The organism is Streptomyces aureus, assembly GCF_000725495.1.
GTDB lineage: Bacteria > Actinomycetota > Actinomycetes > Streptomycetales > Streptomycetaceae > Streptomyces > Streptomyces aureus_B.
Genome location: NZ_JNZD01000056.1, coordinates 1 through 17922, shown reverse-complemented (window position 1 = coordinate 17922; position 17922 = coordinate 1). Strand labels below are relative to the sequence as shown.

The following is a 17922-nucleotide window of genomic DNA, read 5'->3' as shown; positions in this document are numbered from 1 at the left end:
CGGCCTGCCGACTGTCTTTCTTCGACTTGAACACCGGAAGCCCCATACGGCGCCCTGGCCGCTTCCCCGACACCGACCCGAAGAAGTTCGCGTACGCCGCATCGAGATCACGAAGAGAGGACTGCAGGGCGTCCACCGACACCTCGGCGAGCCAGGCCCGCTCGGGCGTCTTCTTCGCGTCGGTGATCACCCGCTTCGCCAGCACACCTGTCGCGATCTTCGACCTGTCCGCCTGGTACGCGGCCTTCCTCGCAGCCAGCGCATCGTTGTAGTACGGGCCAGCGCGATGCGCTGACCCGGCATCGGCTCGAGCCGGAAGGAATACCGCAGATACACGCGAGCAACCTAACGGCCGCCACTGACAACGCCGGTCCGCCCAGGGGGCGAACCGGCTCTCCCTGCCCTGCTCCGCAGGAGCCTCGTTTCTCCCCCGCAAGCGGGAGGTACCCCCACCCCGGCCTGAAGGCCGGGGGTATCCACGAAGGAGACCCGATGAGGGTGTTGATGTCGCCGCCCGTGGAGGCCGCGAAGAAGCGTTCGGTGACGTCGCGTCGGCGGGCGGGGTCCGCGGGGTAGCGGGGGCGGCGGGCCTGGACGTGTTCGCGGGCGCGGTGCGCGGCCTGGCGGACTGCTTCTTCCGAACGTTCCACCGCTTCGGCGATCTCCGCGTAGCTGAAGGCGAAGGCTTCTTTCAGGACGAAGACGGCGCGTTCCAGGGGGCTGAGTGTCTCCAGGACGACCAGCAGGGCCATGGAGACCGCGTCCGCCGCGGCGGCCGTGTCGGCGACGTCGGGGCCGGTGAGGATCGGTTCGGGGAGCCAGGGGCCCACGTAGGTCTCGCGCTGGTGGCGGGTCGAACGGAGCCGTTCCATGGCCAGGTTGGAGACGATCCGGGCCAGGTAGGCCTTCGGGTCGGCGACTTGGGAGCGGTCGGCGGCCGACCATTTGAGCCAGGCGTCCTGGACCACGTCCTCGGCGTGGGCGGCGGTGCCGAGGAGGCGGTAGGCGACGGAGAAGAGCAGGGTGCGGTACGTCTGGAAGCCTGGCTCCCGTCGGCCCAGCAGCAGCACCTGGAGGTCCGGGTGCTGTTCGGCGATCTCGGCGGCGGCCTCGACGCCGGTGAGGCCGCTGCCGGCGACCACGACGGTCCCGGCGTCGAGCCCGGACAGGCGGCCGGCCAGGAGGGCGGCGTCCTGCGGGCCGTCGAGGGTGTGGGCGTGGCCGTCCGCGCCGGGCACGGTGACGGTGTCCGCGATGCTGCCCAGGGCGTAGACGAGGGTGTCGTAGCGCAGGAGCCGGTCGTCGTCGACGCGGACGGTCTTCGTCTCGGCGTCCACGGCGGTGACCCAGCCGCGGACGAAGACGGCGCCTGTGCCGTCCAGCAGTTCCCGGATGTTCATCTCGGCCGTTTCCTGCCCGGTGGCGGTCATGTGCAGTCGCAGGCGCTCGGTGAAGGTGTCGTAGGGGTTGACCAGAGTGACCCGGAGGTTTGCACGCTTTCTGGTGCGGGCCGCGAGCTGGATCGCGGCGGAGAGGCCGGCGTAACCGGCGCCGAGCACCAGAACCTCGTGTGGCTGCGCTGCTGTCGTGTTCATCGTCCTGCCGCCTTCTCTCGTGTCGGTCGGTCCCGCTGCGTCGGTCCCGCTGCGGACGACCACGAGACGCGAGCTGCTCCTGCGTTCGTGACGCGGGATTCGGGTGACCCGCGTCACATCGCGAGGAGAGGGCGGGCGGGAACGCCGGACGGTGGCGGCGCAGGGGGTGCGTCCGAGGGGCGGAGCTGTCGGGCTCGGCCGTCTCATCGGGTGGCGCAGTCGTCCCACGGCGGGCCGCCGGCCGGGTCCGGCACCTTCGACCAGGGCCGTTCATCATGACGGCCGGAAGGGCGTCGAGCGGCTGTCAGCAGATTCGATTCAGCTCATGCTGGACCGCAAGTGGCACCCACGGGGATACAGAGGGGGCCGGGGCAAAGAAGTGCTCGGCATCGCCAGAGCTCGGTGAGCCGGCGCAGATGGCCGAGAGGTAGAGGTCTTCGGCGCAGGTCAGCTGCCTCGCCGGACTGCCGTGGACCCATGCGAACCTGCCCGCCTGCCGTCTCGGGTCCGGGGCGGCAAGCCATCCCTCCAGCGACACGACGCGGAGATCGAGTGACCGCAGCAGGCTCGATCGGCCCGGAGAGGCCAAGAAATACACCTGCTTGCACCAGGAGTCCCAAAGCACAGGTCCAACAGGGCGTGCCGTCTCGACCAGATCGAGATAGGCACGGTAACCCTCATCCTCTGGGAACCTGACCGCATCCCAGGATGTTCCAGCGGGAAGTAACGCAATTCCGAAACAATTCGCATGCCACTCGCCGAGAACCCTTTCCCGGTCATCGGACATTTCGGCGAGCCACAGGGCTAACGCGGAGGCAGTTGAGATCATCAATCCCCCCCCCTCAGGTTCGACCTTTCGGATTGAATTGATCAACCATAGCACAAATGATGACCCGTCAAGTAAAGGACTGGTCAAAGAGATGCTGATTCATCTTTTCCGGCAGAGGCGCGGGATCGATCCCCTCAGGCCCAAACCGCCCCGCTCACGCCCGAATGAAAATGCGAATGAAACCGCGAAAAGAAAGCCTAAAGCATTTAAACTTGTTGCATCTTTTATCAGTTTCACGCTTCGATTGCCGCATCATGTGCAACCGTGCGCCCCTCTGCGCCGGATCCGCATCCCCGCAGCAGGGATGCGCGCCATGACCGAGGGGGCACCAGGGCCAAGTGGACGGGGCACACCGCACGGCGCCTGCCCCCGGCCCGGGCGGACGGCAAAGGCCCGTGGCATCTGTGCGCAATTCCAGCCGCCGACGACAGCCGTCCCCGCCGGGGGCGAGCCGAACAGGCGGACATATGACGCCAGTTCAGCCGTCGGTCGCAGCGGTGGGCAAATGGGCCCGATTGGCCTTTTCGCACCGTTCTGATACGGAAAGGTAAGCACATGACGATCAACGATCTGATTCGTTTAAACTCACTGACACCAAGGCGGGAAGCAGCATCCGAGCAGGAAGACACCAGCTGTGCCGAACCCACTGCAGGTACTGATCAAGCACCAACTTGACCAGCACGGTTGGTCCTATAGCGATGTCGCGCGGCGCGGGGGCGTCTCGCGTTCCACCGTCCACCACCTGGCGACGTCGGAGCGGTTGGCTCGGATGCCGCAACAGAGCACGCTCGAGGGGCTGGCCAAGGGGCTCGGCATTCCCCTCACGCCGGTCCACCGGGCCGCCGCCGAGGCGTGCGGGGTCCACCTCTACCTCGAGGACACGCCCGAGGCGAGCGACCCCGAGGTCGCGATTTTGATCGCCAGCGTGCAGAAACTCGGCCCAGTCGACCGCAGGCACGTCTCCGCCCTCGTGGAGTCCCTTCTGCGCACCGCCGCAGCGGAAGAGGGGACGTCCCCTCGCTCCTGAGCTTGCCGCGTGCACAGCGGACCGCCGCCCTCGGGCCGGGGGTGGGAGAGTTCGCTCCCCGTGGCCGGCGTGAGCTCGTGGAGGACCGGTGCCGGTTTCCCATTCCGCTCCGGGCTTTCCTGCTCGGAGAGGAAAGGTTGCCAGGCCGCCATTTCCGGTGACCGGTCCTTAAAAGCCCTGCAGGTTCGCCGCCCTGAGCCAGCCGATCACGATGGCAACCGTCTGATAGTCGAGTTCCGCAATCCGTGCCGTGACCTTTCTTTCGTGAAGTGATTCGGGGACACAGGCCGCGGTGAGAGCGCAGTGCAGCAGCACCTCGTGCGCCTGGGTGGCAGGGAGATCCCCATCCGTGTCGAGTGCGCCGCGAAGAGATGCCGCGATGGGCAAAGGAGGGGTCGCTCCTGCGTTCAGCATGCTCTCTTCCATGATCGTGTAATGGCGATTCATGCCGCAGGTGCGCCATTCGTCGCGCCGGTGTTCAGGTGGAGAAGTCCTCGAGCAGGCTCATCAGCTGCGTCTGCAGGCTTTCGGGGGTGTTCCAGTACTGTCTCGGGAGGAGGCTGCGCCCGATCCTCCTCCAGAAAAGGTCCACCGATGCCTGGGCGTGCCGGTCGGGGACCCGGGCGGTCACGGGGGCCAGCGCGAGAGTCTGCATGTGTTCGGTGAACGCATAGGCGGTCGGCCAGGTGTGCTGGGGCCGGACGGGCGGGAGCTCTTCGGCATCGCGGACGAGAGCCGCGTCCAGCGCCCGGTGTACGAGTTCCTGGGTCGCCGTGCGGTCCACGCTCCAGCCCATGAGCCGGCGCTGGTTCGTATCGAGCACGACGGCGCAGTACACCGTTCCCGTCGGTGTGTGATGTGCTCTGGCATCCGTGACCCACAGGCGCCGTGCCGTCCGGCTGTCGAGCATCTGCCCAGCCGCCCACCGGGTGCGCCCCGCCCTGCCCCGGATACCGGCTTGCCGCATGAGCAGTTCCACCGTCCCGCGGCTGACATTGATGCCGTAACGCTCCTGCAGTTCGTGATGGATGCGCCGGGAGCCGTACATGGCCTCGGAGGACCGGTAGATGGAGAGGATGAGTTCGGTCAGCCGGGCGTGCCACAGCACGCGTCCTGAAGGCGCGCGCCGACACCAGGCGTAGTAGCCGGATTCGGAGACGCGCAGGAGCGCGGCCGTCGAGCGGACCTGGTGCCCTTCTGACGCCATCACGCGGATGGCCTCGAACCGGCTTTTGGGGGCACCACATCGCTCAGTTGCCGTGTTCTGTGCCGGTGCGCGAGGAGTTCGTTCTCCAGCTCGGCGATGCGTGTGCGGGCGGCGTTGAGTTCCGGGTGCCTGCCGGCGGGCCGGTGTGCGGGGGCGGGTGAGAGGGCTTGGCGCCAGCGGTAGACGGTGGACCTGCTCAGGTGCAGTTGTGCCGCGACGTCCTTGACGGCCTGTCCCTCGGCCAGCAGGTCCAGGGCCTGATGCTGCAGCGTGGAGGAGAAAGGCTGTCTGGGCATGTTCCTTCCCGTTCCTCGGCCCGGGGCCCGCGGGCCGGCCCGAAGCAGTGGTTCGTGAGACGGCCGGGCGGTCGGGCGCGGCAGACGGGCCGGGGTCCTGTCGGTCGGCTCACGTCAGTCGACGTGGCGGTGCATCGTCACGGTGGGCCGGAAGTTGTCCGGCGGGCTCGCGGCGCTGCGGTGCGGGGCGGATGCGGCTTCGCGGTCCAGGACGGTTTTGACCTCTTGTGCCAGCTCGTCGGCGCGCTTCTTGACGTCGGGAATCGCCAGGTGCGATCGCCTCAGCCCGGCCACCTCACGGTGGATGCGCGCGAGTTGGCTGCGGGCCGGCTTGCTGAGGGTCAGCTCCTGGGGAGTGGCGACGACGAACTGGTACGCGCCGGCGAAGGTCTCGCAGCCGGGGCAGTGGTCGTTGGCCGACCGGCTGATGTTGGTGGCGTTGACCAGCCGGGCGTTGCGGCCGGCCGCGGTGACGATCTGGAAGGACAGGGCGATGGACCTGCACGGGGCCTGGACGGAGCATCCTGCGGATTCGGCCGTGGCCCGGTTGTTCGCCGTCACCGCGACGAGCGGACCGAACTGGTGGATCTTGAAGGACTCGTCGAACTGGTTGACGTGCATGCGGTCGGCATGGGTGTCGGCCATGTCGACGGCGGTGGACATGAAGGAGTGCGAACTCCCGGAACTGGCCTGGGCTGTCGTGGTCGTCGCCGCCACGGCCATCCCGGCGGTGGCGATCATGCCGAGCCGGACGGCGGTCTTGGCCGCGGTGCTGGTGCGGGGTTTGCGGTGCGTTGTCATCGGTGTCTCCTCAAGGGGATGGGGGGGTGTGGGCCGCGCTACGGCGTTGCGGATGCGGAATCCGTTTCGAGGGGTGCCGGCGAGGTGGGGAGGGCCGTGTCGGAGGCGGATTCCGAGGGGGTGGGGGCAGGTGAGAAGAAGGGTGAGGGGTTGTCCGTTCGTGTGCTGCTGGTCGGTGTCGTCCGGGGGGAGGCGGGACCCGTCTGCGCAGGTGCGGGTGACCGGTGGCTGCTGGGGGTGGCCGAGTTGGTGATGTCGGTGTCCGGGTGCGGGTGCCCCGTGGTGGAGGACACGGACGGGGCGACCGGGACGGTCTGGGGTGTGTCCGGAAGCGTTGACACCCCTGCCGATGGCACGGAGGCGTGGTGGGAGGGGTGTGACGGGCTGCTCGAGGGCCTGGCCGTGGGGACGCCGGGCTGCAGGAGGGGGGCGACGGGCGGGGCTGGGGGCAGCGGCTTGGGGGTGGCGCCGTGCATCCACGCGCCGGCCAGGACGGAGGCCGTGGCCAGTACGGCCACGCCGATTGCCGCGCGCAGTTGGGTGTTGCCCTCGGTGACGCGCATGGCGCCCCGGGTGAGACGGCCGACGAGGCGAACCGTCAGATAGGCCCCTCCCGCCATGGGGCAGATCAGCATGAGGCTGCCGATGACGCCGACCAGGCCGGCCGCGATCTGCCCGTCCCCGAACGCCGAGAAGGTACCGGAGAGCTGGCCGATCAGGGAGCGAAGGCTGGTGGAGAGCAGGCGGGGAAGGTTCCACAGGGCGTAGCCGGTCTCGGCCAGCAGGATGGGGATCATGGTGAGAACCCAGACCGTGACCACGGTCCGGGCGGAGCGCTTGAGGTCCGCCGCGTCCGGGTGCACGGGGCGGGTGGGCAGCATGCTCAGCAAGATGGGTTTCACCTTGCCGTACAGGTCGGGGATTCCGGCCAGGTCGCCCAGGATGTAGTAGCCGTCGAGGCGTACGGCCGGCATGAGTTGTTCCAGGACCTCGAAGTGCGCCAGATAGACGGCCGCAAGGAGATAGGGCTCGCCGGTCGCCGCGTAGAGGGCGGTCAGCAGGAGCATGAAGAGCACATTGAAGTAGACGCCGCCGAGTCCGGTCCGCAGTCGTCCTGCGCGCCCGATCCTGTAGACGTCCGTGACGTCGGTGTACATGGAGGGCCAGATCAGGAAGATGCCGTAGCCGATCTTCCCTGGTTTCGCTCCGCTGTACCGGCATGCCGATGCGTGTCCGAATTCGTGGAAGACCAGGGACGCGACGGTCAGGAGGAAGACGATCAGCATCCAGATCGGTTGTTCCAGGACCTGCAGAACGGGGGTCATGGCGCCGTGGATGCCGAACAGCCAGACATCCATGAGGGTGGTGGCCAGGAGCGTCAGGGCCACGAGCGGCGGCCGGTGGAGCCATGCCAGTGCCGAGGCGATCCTCGCCACCTGTTCCTCGCGGAAGACGACCTTGTGGCCTTTGAGGACCAGGAGCAGGTCGGAGCGCGGCTCGGGGGTCTGGTCTCTCTCGGCTCCGGCGGCTCCCACGACGCCGAGGGGGTTGAGCTTGTTCTCCAGCAGGTAGACGACGTTGTCCGCGGTGACCTCGGCGCCGTAACGGCCGCTGACGAAGTGGGAGATCCTCTCGGCGTCGCGCACTCCGTCAACGGCGCTCACCACCAGGTAGAGGAGCCGGGACAGCTGGACCACCTGGCCGTCGCCCCGGCGTACGAGGTACTTGGGCTCGGTGAACCCCGATCCCTTGTACTCCCCCATGCGTTCCAGGCCCTCGCTCAGCTGCGGAACGTAGAACGAGGGAGCCGGCTTCCTGTGTACGGTGCGCAGCCGTGCTGTCCTCGTGTCCGACTGAAGAGGAACGGTGGCGTCGTGTCTGCCACCCGTCATCTCCTCACGGCCCAGCGGCCGCGTGTCCGACAAGCCGACAGCGTCGGGATTCTGGTCCTCGAACACTGTCAATGTTTCTCCTCCTGATGCGGGGAGCGCCACACGAGGTGTGGAAGCTGTTGCCGGATGTCGGGCGGGCGCCCCCTCCCCTAGGCATGAGCGGGGATTGTCTTTCCCTGCCGGGCGCCATGGCGGAAAGCCGTGGGGGTGTCAGCCGGGTCCGAGGCACGGGTGAGATCGTGGGAGGCGAACTCGGTCCGCCGGGGGGCCTGAGGGGCGGCCGCCGTCCGGGCCGGCGCTGCCGGCCTGCTCAACGTCCACGCGAGAGTCTCTTGCCGTCTCTTGCCGGCAGGGCCGTGGGGTGTCTGGTCGTCACCGTCGGCCGGAGCCGGGCCGGCAGAGCCGGCCCGGCGTGATGAACACCAGTCTCGGTGTCAGATGCCGGTCTACGGCAGCTGGACTACTGGTGGACGTTGATCGCCTGCGTGGCCTGCGACTGGGCGACGGCGAACGGCGAGAAGGAGTTCGCCGCCAGCGACTCGTTGTGCGCACCGACAGCCGCGGCCTTGTGCGAGATGTTGGTGGTCCGGGCGAAGCTGAACGAGAACTTGCCCAGGGCCTCGCGGCCCGGCAGCAGCTCCGCGGACTCGGCTTCGAGCTTTGCGATGTCCATGATGAATACCTTTCAGATGTCGATACAGGGGGGTTCCGGATACGGAAGGCGCGGGGCTGGCCCTGTCCGGTGGACTGCGGCTCCCGGCGGGAGCCGTCGTCTTGCGGCCATAGCCCGTAGGGCTGAACCGCCGCCGAACAGCTCCCGCCGGAGCCGGAACAAGGGGTAAAACCGGTCCCTGGCCGTCACTTGGGCCGCTGTGGCGTAGTCCCGCCCGTGGAGGGGGAGGAAACCGCCACACCAACCGCTGTCCAGAGTTACCGGACAACTCGTCCGATGACTCTGGACAGTAGCGGACGGGGAGATGGTTCGCAAACTCCCCAAGGGGGACCTTCGTACCCAAAGCGCACAACCGTTCACCTCCCGTGCCGAGGCCCCGCCGGACGGACCTGGACCCCAACCGCCGCCGCTGAAGCCACGGTTGGAATCCGGCCGGGAAAGGTCCGGACCGAACCTTCAGCGGGCACGACCAGAAGCCGCCTGTCACCGCAGGACGTCGCACGAGGCAGTCGTCGGGCTCACGCCGCAACCCCACATCGCCGCGCAACCCCACATCGCCGCATCCGCCGCCGGAACCGTGAGCGCTGGCGACTCGTCCGCAGCCCCCGCATGTCGTGCCGCCCTCCGGCAGAAACACCCCGCACATCCCATCGGCGTGCCAGTGTCCTTCGACAGCGACTGCTCGTTAGGGCGCGTGTGATTCCAGCTGTTGGTGCGTCAGCTTCTCGTCGCGGTCCCAAACTGCAGCCGCTGCTGCTCTCGGCGGAGGAACGTGCGGTACTGGAGCGATGGGCGAGTCGGACGCCATCGGTTCACGCTCTGCGAGCCCGCGTCGTGCTGGCCTGTGCCGGGCCCGAGGTGCCATCGATCGTCTCCGTCGCCGCGGATCTCCGGATGGCCGCGGACACGGTCCGCAAGTGGCGACGGCGGTTCATCGCCGACCGACTGGACGGCCTTGCCGACAAGCCTCTTTCACCCCAGCCGGCCGCCATGGACGCCGAGGGGGCAGGAGCGGCCCTCACCACCGCGTCGGCGGGCAGCAGCGACTTCTCCGATCTGAAGAAGGCCCGCAGACGGATCGCCAGGCTGCAGGCGGAACTGGCCATCCACAAGCGGGTTGCGCAGCTGCTGGGAGACGCCGCCCTCTCCCAGGAGCGGACGACCTCGTCCGGGTGCTGATCTCGCGCATCCCCCGGCCCGCAGCGGCCAACACCCTTCGGAGCACCGGAGAGCCGCATCAGTCCGGCATACCGGCGCGGCGGGAGACTCGCGCTCGGCCCGCCGCTGAAGCCGGCCGGCCTTCCGGTCGTTGATGCGCTTGCACGGGCAGCCCTCCAGCATTCCCCGCAGGTCGAAGACATCCGTGGCTCAGCGAGCCGGATCGAACGACGACGAGGGCTGTGCAACCAGTGCAGCCGACACCTTCTGCACACGGTCCACTTGCGACACACGGGCGACGAAGTCGGACGGCGCGGCAGATCCGTAGCGGTTACCGCTGGGCGCAGCACCGGAGCCGTTCCGCCATTTTCAGATCTTGCCCCGGATTCCCGATCGACCGAATACGCACAAAAGCAGCGCTTTCTGTCGCTATCCTCTTGTTCCATCCGAAGCTGAGCGGGTTACGTGATGGGTGCTGCAAGAGGAGTTCAGGTGTTCGTCGTCCAGGGATCATCCACCACGGCTGTTGTACGCGGCACCACGGGAGAGCCGGTGATTCTGCTCTCCGGCGAACTGCCCGAGTGCCTGACGGCCTCCGCCTTGGATGATGTAATGAACATGGCCTTGGCAGTTCTCGACGTCGACGAGATGAGACTGTTCAGAAAATGCCTGACGGCCCTACGGTGCGGTGAAAAACTGGAGGAACGTCACATCGAGGTCAGCGGCGCCATTCTGACAATCTTCAGGAGTTGATTCCGCCGCCGGCGGGAATCGGTCGAGCGGCCGGGGTGAAAGGATTCTTCCGCACAGCTTGCCGGGTATTCGAGAAAACGGTGGTCCGGAAATCCTTATCGGCGGTCGGCCGATCAGGCTGCGCCCGCCCCGCGCAGTCCCCCGTCCGGAGCGGATCACTTGAAGGTGCGCGCCCCGGCCGGCCCGAGCATCGCAACGGGCCGCGGGGCACGGCGGCAATGCATTTATCTACGTATTCGTCGGCCGCCTTACCGTCCCGGCGCCCTTCTTTTCGTCCGGTCGCAAGGGTGGGCGGGCCCTCTTCACACCCCGGCGTCCGCCCTCTGCGCGAGTGCGGCCCGTCCTGCACAGCCGCCGGCACGGCCCGCCGCGCACGCCGCCAACCTGTTGGCGCAGACATGCCGCGTGCGGTGCGGCCGGACACGGCCCCGCATGCCGCCCGCCCCGCCCGGCCGGCCTCCGCGCGAACGGCGAACGAGAACGGCGCCAGGGACGTATGGCCCCCTGAGCTGCCGGAAAGCCGGTTCATGCACCGGACCGGCAGCCCAAGGGCATCCCCGAAGACTCGTCGTGCGGGCCGGGGTGCCGCCCGCCGCCGAACGCGGGCGGCACCCCTGGCACAGAGGCTGAGCGGGCTACCGCAGCCAGCTGGGCACGCAGACCCAGTGCCCCCTGCCGTGGTGGTGGCCCCAGCCGTGGTTGTGGCTCCAGTAGCAGCGGTAACGGCGATCGAGGTACCCGCCCCTGTCGCCCGTCCGGTCCTCGCCGCGACCCCAGTACCCGTCGCGATCACGGTCCCCGAACCGGCCCCGGTACCCGTCGCGATCACGGTCCCCGAACCGGTCCCCACCCCGGTCGTAGCCGGCGCTCACGGCCGCATGCGGCGCGATGGGACCTGGGCCCGGAACAGCCGCCGCCGTACCCGCAAGCGGCAGAATGACGGCCCCGGCCGTCAAAACCGCAGCAGCCAGAGTTCTAGCCATGCTCTTCACTGATTGATCCTCCTTCGAAACGAAAGGAAATCCCCTGTGGGCAACGTGACACTACCCAACTATTTCGAGATCCCGGCCGTGCAACCCTGATCGCAGCGATTGGGCGGGCCGCGCCCGAACAGAGTCAAATGGCAGGTCAGAACGCATAGGGATGCGGCCCCCGGGGACTCTGTCGCCCACGAAAAGGAAACGCCGACAGCACCCGACCGGAGGATCGAATAAACCAAACGAGTAGGACCCTTGAAGTTCTGCGGACCGCCATGCGACACCTTGCTTTTCCGATTCACCGGTCGCGAAATGCCCAGCCTTCGGAAGAGACAGCCGGTTCAATTCCACCGCGCCCGCCTGGGCACACGGAGAGACAAAGGCGTTCACTTCTGATCGAAATGCCTCGATTTTATTGGAGAACTTTTCTGGATCTTTCTCATCTTTCTCCCCGCAGCGCGCCTACCCTGGCCCGCCGGCTCCCGGCGACTACCGACAGGAGAGGAGCCGGGGCGAAGGATCGGCAGGATCAGGTGACCGATGCAGGCCGCCTGCACCGGCGTCGTCCCCGGCCCGGCCTCGAGACGATCGCGCTACGAGCCGATGGGGATGATGCCGATGGGTTCGGTGGTGGGCTGGCGGGATCCGCCCGCCGGTTCGACGGTGATGCCGACCGCCACCGTCTTGCCGAGCGGCCGCTCCAGAACCCGGGCGGAGCGACCTCCGCTGCCCGGCAGAAGCCCGGCCGGGTGGAGGCCTCCCGAGGGGGCCGCGTACCAGAGTTCGTAGACCTTGTCGCCGCTGAGAGCGGGCAGGTCCCCGGCGACGAAGGCGGCCCGATCGGTGGCGCGGGAGACGACAACGGCGGCGGAGGCGCCGTCGGCCAGTTTCGTGGTGTGCACGGTGGCATCAGGTGCGGTCAGCACGTTGGTCAGTGCGTTCTTTGCGTTCTGCAGGGCGGTCGCCTGGTCGCGGGCGTCGTCGGCCTGGACGGACTGCCAGGCTGCGATCCCGCCGAAGGTGGCTGCGGCTGCGAGACTTGCGGCCAGGGCCCAGGACGTGAGCTGCCTCTTGCGTCGGCCGGGGGGCGGGCCGGTGGGCGTGTGTTCCTGCGGGGTCCTGCTGATCTCGTCCAGGACTCGGTCGAGGAGGTCGGCCGGAACGGCCGCGGCCCCGGCGGGCGCGAGGCGGACTGCCGCCTCGGCGAGTTCGGCCACCTCGCGTCGGCAAGCGTGGCAGTCGTCCAGGTGCCGTTCGAAGGCGGCTTCCTCGTTCGGGGGCAGAGCGTGCAGGACGTAGGCGCCGACCGGCTGGTGCGGGTCTTCCTCGGCTGTCATCACCGGGCCTCCAGACAGTCGCGCAGCAGGCGCAGTCCGGTGCGCATCCGGGACTTGACGGTGCCGGCCGGTGTGGACAGGGCGGCAGCCACCTCGGCGTAGGTCAGTCCCTGGTAGTAGGCCAGTACGAGGGGGATCCGGTACATGCGGGCGAGGCGGGCCATGCATTCCTGGGCACGCCGGCGTTCGTCGTCGTCCTCCACGGCCTCGGCCACCTCGTCATGCTCGCGGCCCGCGAGCACCATACCCGCGCGACGCTCACGCTGCGCTGCCGCTTGTGCGTGGCGGACCCGGTCCACCGCCCGACGGTGGGCGAGGGTGAGCACCCAGCCCTTGGCACTCCCGCGTTCGGGCCGGTAGCGGTGGGCCGTGCGCCAGACCTCGACCATCACCTCCTGCGTGACCTCCTCCGCCTGTGCCGGGTCGTGCAGGATGCGGCAGGCCAGCCCCATGACCGGGCGCGCCAAGGCCTGGTACACGCCCGTGAAGGCGCCCTTGTCGCCGTCCGCGGCCCGGACCAGCAGTGCCTCGACGCTGTGGGCGTCGTCTTCGGCAGGCGGTTCGGGTTCCTCGTCGTAGGCTGTGCTGGGCATGGTTCTCAGCGTTCCGTCGACGTGCTTGTCCTCGATCGATCGTGCGCCCCATGGCGTGGGCCTGCAGCCCGGGGTCGTCATCCGGCTCAGCGTGCTCAGTTGATGAGGCCATAGGGTGTCTCACGGCAGAGGTCGAGAGTGGCCCGCACTGTCTTGCCCCACGGTGTCGGGGTGACGGTGAGCCGGGCTCCCATGTCGTGCAGCAGTGCCAGGCCGCGCCCGCCGTCTTCGTTCGCCGCCGAACCCGCCCGTATCCGCGGGAGCTGTGTGCTGGTGTCGGCGACGGTGATGCCGAGCGTGGTGGCATGTGCGGTGAGCATGAGGGTGCAGGCGCCACTGGTGTGACGCAGAGTGTTGGTGACCAGTTCCGAGACGACGAGCAGGACGTCGGGCGCCGAGCCGGGTGACACATCCTCTGCGGCCATCCATGGCTGCATCCACGCGAGTCCGCCGTCTGCTGGCCGGGGCCACTGCCACCGGGCTGCTGGCCGGCGGCGCCGCCCTGGGCCTTTCCGGCACGGCCACGGCTGCGCCGGCACATACGACCGCGGCCACGGCACTGTGGGACCACGACCGCACCTACAAGTGGGTCTACGTCCAGGGGCACTGGCACCACTACTGGGTGAAGGGCTACTGGGACTGCCGCCACATGTGACCTCACCGCCCGGAGGACTCCGCGGTGCGTGCCAGCCGGTTGGTACGCACCGCGGAACGCGTCACGTTTCCCGCTCTGGGCGGGTCGGCGGTCTGGGCCGCGACCGGGCCGACCAGCCGAACTCGGTCGCGATTCCAGACCCGACGTGGCGTCAGGCCTCCTGCGGGAGCGTGACGTTCGTGGGTGCGAACCAGGTTTTCGGCCTCTGCTGAAGGAAGGCCGGTTCGTCGCCCCGCGCAGGTACGTGGCCCCACGTCCCGCCCACCGGCTGAAGCCAGGTGGTGCGCGCGGCCGCCTCACGCTGACGGACACGAAAGGCACGTCCGTGGTGTCCGTCAGCCCTGCGATCAGCCGAAGGTCAGGACGTACACCTGGATGCCGGGGACGAGCCGGTTCCCGAGACCATCAGGACAGGAAGTCACAGCACAATCCGAGCAGGAAACGAAATGCCCTTGGCGAAGGCTTTTGTCAGTAAGCCGCCGTGTACACCTGGGACGACCATCAGCCGGCCGGACGTTGTGGCTGCTGCCCGCCGAGCAGATCGGGGCAAGAGGGAGCAGAGTGCGAACCGTGCCTGGCGAGATGGCCTCCAGGCTCCCCTGAGCTCTGGCCGGGAGCGCCAGAAGTATCGCGCTGGAACAGCGTGCGACCTCGGGGGAGATCCCGGAAGAGAAGAAAGGCGAGGGCGGTCAGTGGGCGTTTCGGTAAGCCTCGTGAATAGCAGCCGGCACGCGCCCGCGCTCACTGACTTGGTAGTTGTTCTCCCTGGCCCAGGCCCGGAGCTCTTCGGAGCTGGGACCGTCGACGGGCGCCTTGCGTGCTCGCCCTGCCTTGCTCGCCCTGCCGGTCTTGCGTCCCTTGTCGATGAAGGGAGCGAGGGCCTCGAACAGCTTGTCATAGTTGTCCGAGATCAGGTCGATCTCGTAACTCACGCCGTCCAGGGAAAAGGTATGCGTCTGCACCTCGTCGGATTCTGCACCCGTGAGGTCATCCGTGTATACGGTAACGATCTTCTGAGCCATATGGAGGATAGTACCCACTTTTTGCCCGGTGTCTAGTTCTAGATTTCTCGAGCCCGGTCTTCACCCCCGCCCAGGGATTCTTGTCGGCATGCGGACGGTCCGTCTCGGATTGAGCGAAGGATGAACACATCCCTGCTTATGACCCTTGATTCGAGGCGTCGAAACCCACTGGAACGATTATGCCGCAGTCAGTTACATCGCCGAGCGCTCCATGGTCACGTCTGCGCACCCACAGGTAGCATTAGGGGCCTGTCGGCCTCTGGGCGGTATGTCATGCAGAGCTGGGAAGGCAGATGGCCACTTGTCGGACGGCAAACGCACCTCGCTTCCTTCCGCAAGGACCTCGTCGCCGGCGATATCCGCGGCTGGCTGGTCTGCGGACCTGCCGGGGTGGGGAAAACCCGCCTGTCGGATGAGTTCCTTGACCTGGCCGCCGCAGAAAAGCGGCGTACGGTCAAAGCCGTGGCGAGCCGGGCCGCGGCCCAGGTGCCGCTCGGAGCGATCGCCCATATTCTTCCTGCCGGCGTCGACATGGCCGACCCTGTCCAGGGTTTTCGTGCCGTGGCTCAGGCGTTGGCGGGACTGCCTCAGCCCACCGTCGTCCTCGTGGACGACCTGCATCTGCTGGACAACTCATCCGCTGCCCTGCTCGGCCAGCTTCTTGATTCCGGGACGATTGTCCTGATCGGGACCGCCCGCACCGGCGAGCGGAGCAGTGACGTCGTCGACGGTCTGCTGCAGCGTGGTGACCACATCCGCCGCACCGACCTCGACCACATGGTGCGCGACCAGGTCGAAGAACTTCTCCAGCGTGTTCTCGAGGGTCCCGTCAGCCGCCGTGCCCTTCACACGCTGCTCGGCGCGAGCGACGGAAACCCGCTGTTTCTCAGAGAGCTCGTGCTGGGAGCCATGGCCCAGGGAAATCTCACGCTCAACCGCGGAGTGTGGGACACCTCGGAAGAACCGCTTCGCGTCACCCCGCATCTCAGGGACCTGATCGCCGGCAGAATCGCTTCCTCGTCACCGGCCACCCGCCCGCTGCTCGCGGCACTCGCTTTCTGCCGCTCTCTCTCCCTCTCCGATGCCGCCGTCCTCGCCGATCGCACGGACCTGGAGCGTCTCGAGCGGTCGGGCATCGTCGAGATCTCCGTCCAGGGCGCCCGGGTGACCGTCGCCCTGGCGCACCCGCTGTACGGAGAGGTCATCGCGGCCGACACCTCCGCCCTCCAGCGCTACGACATTGCGCTGCAACAGGCCGAGCGCGTCGGATCTCACGGTCTCAGGCGGCGGGAGGATGCTCTCCACGTCGCCTCATGGCTGCTGGCCGCCACCGGCACCGCCGAGCCCGCCCTCCTCCGGCAGGCTGCCGCCATCGCCATGAACTCCAACGACAACGAGCACGTGATCGAACTCCTCTCTGCGATCAAGGCCGATCAGCACACCTCCGAGAGCCGTGTGCTGCTCGGCCGGGCTCTCATGCACACCGGTCGGCTCGACCAGGCCGAAGTCGTCCTCGCCGAAGCGGACGCCCAAGCCGCCAACGACTACGAAAAGATCATTGCGGCGACGACCCGCTGCATCAATCTGTACTGGTCCGACCCCGACCCGGCCCCGGCCGTCGCCGTGTGCGCCGCGGCCCGCGCCACCCTGTCCGACCAGACCGCCGCTCAGCAGCTCCGCATCATGGAGGGAGCGATGCTCACCGTGGGGGGCTCACCGGTTCCAGGGCTGCAGATCCTCAACGAGCTGCCCGACACCCCATCGGAAGAGGCCCTGGACGTCTGGCTGGCCACCATCAGCGCAAAGACCATGGGCCTGACCTTCGTCGGCAAGGTCGAACAAGCCCAAGCCCTGGCCGAGCACGCCAAATCCATCCACGAGGCGGTCGGCGAGGGCAAACTGCTCCCCCACCCCGTCATGCAAGTCGCACCGCTCGCGCTGTCGCTCATGGAAAGGGGAAGGATCGACCAGGCCCGCGAAATCTGCCTCAGCGCCGCCGACCGCTTGCAGGACACGCATTCGCCGGTGGCCCGCCAGTTCCTGGCCTATGAGAGCGCCCGCGCAGAGTGGCTGGCCGGCCGTCCCGTGAGCGCCCGGCGCTGGTATGCCGAAGGCGTCGCCACATCACGCACGTACGGGCTGGACAGGGTCACCCGCTTGCATCTGTCGGGCTTGATGGCCTGCACCGCACTGGTCGGTGACCTCGACACCGCCGCCAGTCTCGTCGCCGACTACGAGGCCAGCAAGACCAGTGGCGGTCTGGCCGGCGAGGAATCGCTCGGCGTGGCCTGGCTGCACGCCGCGCGCGGTGAACTCAGCCATGCACGAGACCTGTTGCGCACCGCCGCGGACAGGGCCAGGAAGACGGGGCACCTCGTCTCCGAAGCGCTTCTCCTCACAGACATCGCGCGTCTGGGCGATGCGAAGGCGGTGCACGAGCGCATGGCCGAACTCTCCACGTCGGGGGACGGGGCACTCACCTCGGCGCGGGCACGCTTCGTCGCGGCTCTCGCGAACAGGGATCCGCAGGAGCTCATGGCGTGTTCGGAGGAACTCGACGGCATGGGTGCACGGCTTCTCGCCGCCGAATCGGCAGCCGAGGCCGCCAACGCCTGGAGGCGGAAAGGCGACACCCGGAAGGTGACAGCCGCCACCGCCGGCGCAACGCGCCTCGCGGACCAGTGCGAGGGTGCTCGAACTCCCATCCTTTCGAGTATCGCCGACGACGTCGAACCTCTCACAAGACGTGAACAGGAGATCGCTCTGCTGGCTGCCTCCGGGAAGACCAGCAAAGCCATTTCGCAGCATCTGATGCTTTCCGTGCGCACGGTGGACAACCATCTGCAGCGCATCTATCTCAAGCTCGGAGTCCGCAGCCGCCGGGATCTCGCTCTTGCGCTGAAGCACGAAGAACCCTCCCACCGGGCTTAGCCCCCGCTTTTCGGGCCTGCCGAGATGGCGCTCATGCCGAGAAGGCAGGGGCATCGCATGCTCCTGCCTTCTCGCTCTGTGGGCGGGGGTCAGTTCTCGGGGAGGAAGACCTTTTCCATGCCGTTCTGGAGGTTGGTGACGAAGGTGGGGTCGTCGTCGGAGAGGGGGCCTTCGGG

Annotated in this window: 15 protein-coding genes and 1 pseudogene; 5 read left to right on the top strand and 11 right to left on the bottom strand. The window is 67.9% G+C overall.

Annotated elements, in window-relative coordinates; translation table 11 throughout:
• Positions 1–491: 491 nt before the first annotated feature.
• Positions 492–1595: pseudogene (locus IO36_RS49470) on the bottom strand (sigma-70 family RNA polymerase sigma factor); the annotation flags it as partial.
• Positions 1596–3058: 1463 nt separating this feature from the next.
• On the opposite strand from IO36_RS49470, the gene IO36_RS35745 reads away from it, so the two are divergent.
• Positions 3059–3451 (top strand): helix-turn-helix domain-containing protein, encoded by a 393-nt coding sequence (locus IO36_RS35745; protein WP_037626431.1) that lies wholly within the window; start codon positions 3059–3061, stop codon positions 3449–3451.
• 168 nt (positions 3452–3619) lie between these two features.
• On the opposite strand, the gene IO36_RS35740 is transcribed toward IO36_RS35745, so the two are convergent.
• The 6 genes from IO36_RS35740 to IO36_RS35715 all read right to left on the bottom strand — a co-directional run bounded on the left by IO36_RS35740 (position 3620) and on the right by IO36_RS35715 (position 8320).
• The gene (locus IO36_RS35740; RefSeq protein ID WP_245173602.1) at positions 3620–3898 is read right to left on the bottom strand and encodes a hypothetical protein; all 279 of its coding nucleotides are present in this window, start codon (positions 3896–3898) and stop codon (positions 3620–3622) included.
• A gap of 31 nt (positions 3899–3929) precedes the next feature.
• A complete protein-coding gene (locus tag IO36_RS35735; protein ID WP_158997708.1) occupies positions 3930–4658 on the bottom strand; it encodes an IS3 family transposase in 729 nt (242 codons plus the stop codon).
• Positions 4658–4954 carry a helix-turn-helix domain-containing protein gene (locus tag IO36_RS35730; RefSeq protein ID WP_037626429.1) on the bottom strand — a complete coding sequence of 99 codons (297 nt, stop codon included), beginning with the start codon at positions 4952–4954 and terminating at the stop codon, positions 4658–4660. Before IO36_RS35730 ends, IO36_RS35735 begins: the two co-directional genes overlap by 1 nt.
• A gap of 114 nt (positions 4955–5068) precedes the next feature.
• Complete coding sequence (locus IO36_RS35725) at positions 5069–5755, bottom strand: hypothetical protein (RefSeq protein ID WP_037626427.1); 687 nt, start codon at positions 5753–5755, stop codon at positions 5069–5071.
• A gap of 38 nt (positions 5756–5793) precedes the next feature.
• On the bottom strand, positions 5794–7680 hold the full coding sequence (locus IO36_RS35720) for a zinc metalloprotease (RefSeq protein ID WP_158997706.1): 1887 nt from the start codon (positions 7678–7680) through the stop codon (positions 5794–5796).
• Between the two features lie 427 nt (positions 7681–8107).
• Positions 8108–8320 (bottom strand): hypothetical protein, encoded by a 213-nt coding sequence (locus tag IO36_RS35715; RefSeq protein WP_037626425.1) that lies wholly within the window; start codon positions 8318–8320, stop codon positions 8108–8110.
• A gap of 894 nt (positions 8321–9214) precedes the next feature.
• On the opposite strand from IO36_RS35715, the gene IO36_RS47195 reads away from it, so the two are divergent.
• Together IO36_RS47195 and IO36_RS35705 are read left to right on the top strand one after the other, a co-directional pair.
• Positions 9215–9499: a helix-turn-helix domain-containing protein gene (locus IO36_RS47195; RefSeq protein WP_158997704.1), complete on the top strand. Its 285-nt coding sequence runs from the start codon at positions 9215–9217 to the stop codon at positions 9497–9499.
• Positions 9500–9970: 471 nt separating this feature from the next.
• A complete protein-coding gene (locus IO36_RS35705) occupies positions 9971–10231 on the top strand; it encodes a hypothetical protein (protein ID WP_037626423.1) in 261 nt (86 codons plus the stop codon).
• 1570 nt (positions 10232–11801) lie between these two features.
• Here IO36_RS35705 and IO36_RS35695 read toward each other — a convergent pair.
• The 3 genes from IO36_RS35695 to IO36_RS35685 all read right to left on the bottom strand — a co-directional run bounded on the left by IO36_RS35695 (position 11802) and on the right by IO36_RS35685 (position 13563).
• Positions 11802–12545 (bottom strand): anti-sigma factor, encoded by a 744-nt coding sequence (locus IO36_RS35695; RefSeq protein WP_037626420.1) that lies wholly within the window; start codon positions 12543–12545, stop codon positions 11802–11804.
• Entirely contained in the window at positions 12545–13138 is a 594-nt protein-coding gene (gene sigK / locus IO36_RS35690; protein ID WP_037626418.1) for an ECF RNA polymerase sigma factor SigK, read from the bottom strand. The genes IO36_RS35695 and sigK overlap by 1 nt, the downstream gene beginning before the upstream one ends.
• Before the next feature lie 95 nt (positions 13139–13233).
• Positions 13234–13563, bottom strand: coding sequence for an ATP-binding protein (locus tag IO36_RS35685; protein WP_051901202.1), 330 nt, complete (start codon positions 13561–13563; stop codon positions 13234–13236).
• Positions 13564–13565: 2 nt separating this feature from the next.
• Here IO36_RS35685 and IO36_RS35680 point away from each other — a divergent pair, with 2 nt between their 5' ends.
• Entirely contained in the window at positions 13566–13793 is a 228-nt protein-coding gene (locus tag IO36_RS35680) for a hypothetical protein (protein ID WP_037626416.1), read from the top strand.
• A 689-nt stretch (positions 13794–14482) separates the two neighbouring features.
• Here the strand turns inward: IO36_RS35680 and IO36_RS35675 are convergent.
• On the bottom strand, positions 14483–14815 hold the full coding sequence (locus IO36_RS35675; protein WP_037626414.1) for a histone-like nucleoid-structuring protein Lsr2: 333 nt from the start codon (positions 14813–14815) through the stop codon (positions 14483–14485).
• Positions 14816–15088: 273 nt separating this feature from the next.
• Here IO36_RS35675 and IO36_RS35670 point away from each other — a divergent pair, with 273 nt between their 5' ends.
• Positions 15089–17746, top strand: coding sequence for a LuxR C-terminal-related transcriptional regulator (locus IO36_RS35670; protein WP_037626412.1), 2658 nt, complete (start codon positions 15089–15091; stop codon positions 17744–17746).
• The last annotated feature ends 176 nt before the right edge of the window (positions 17747–17922 follow it).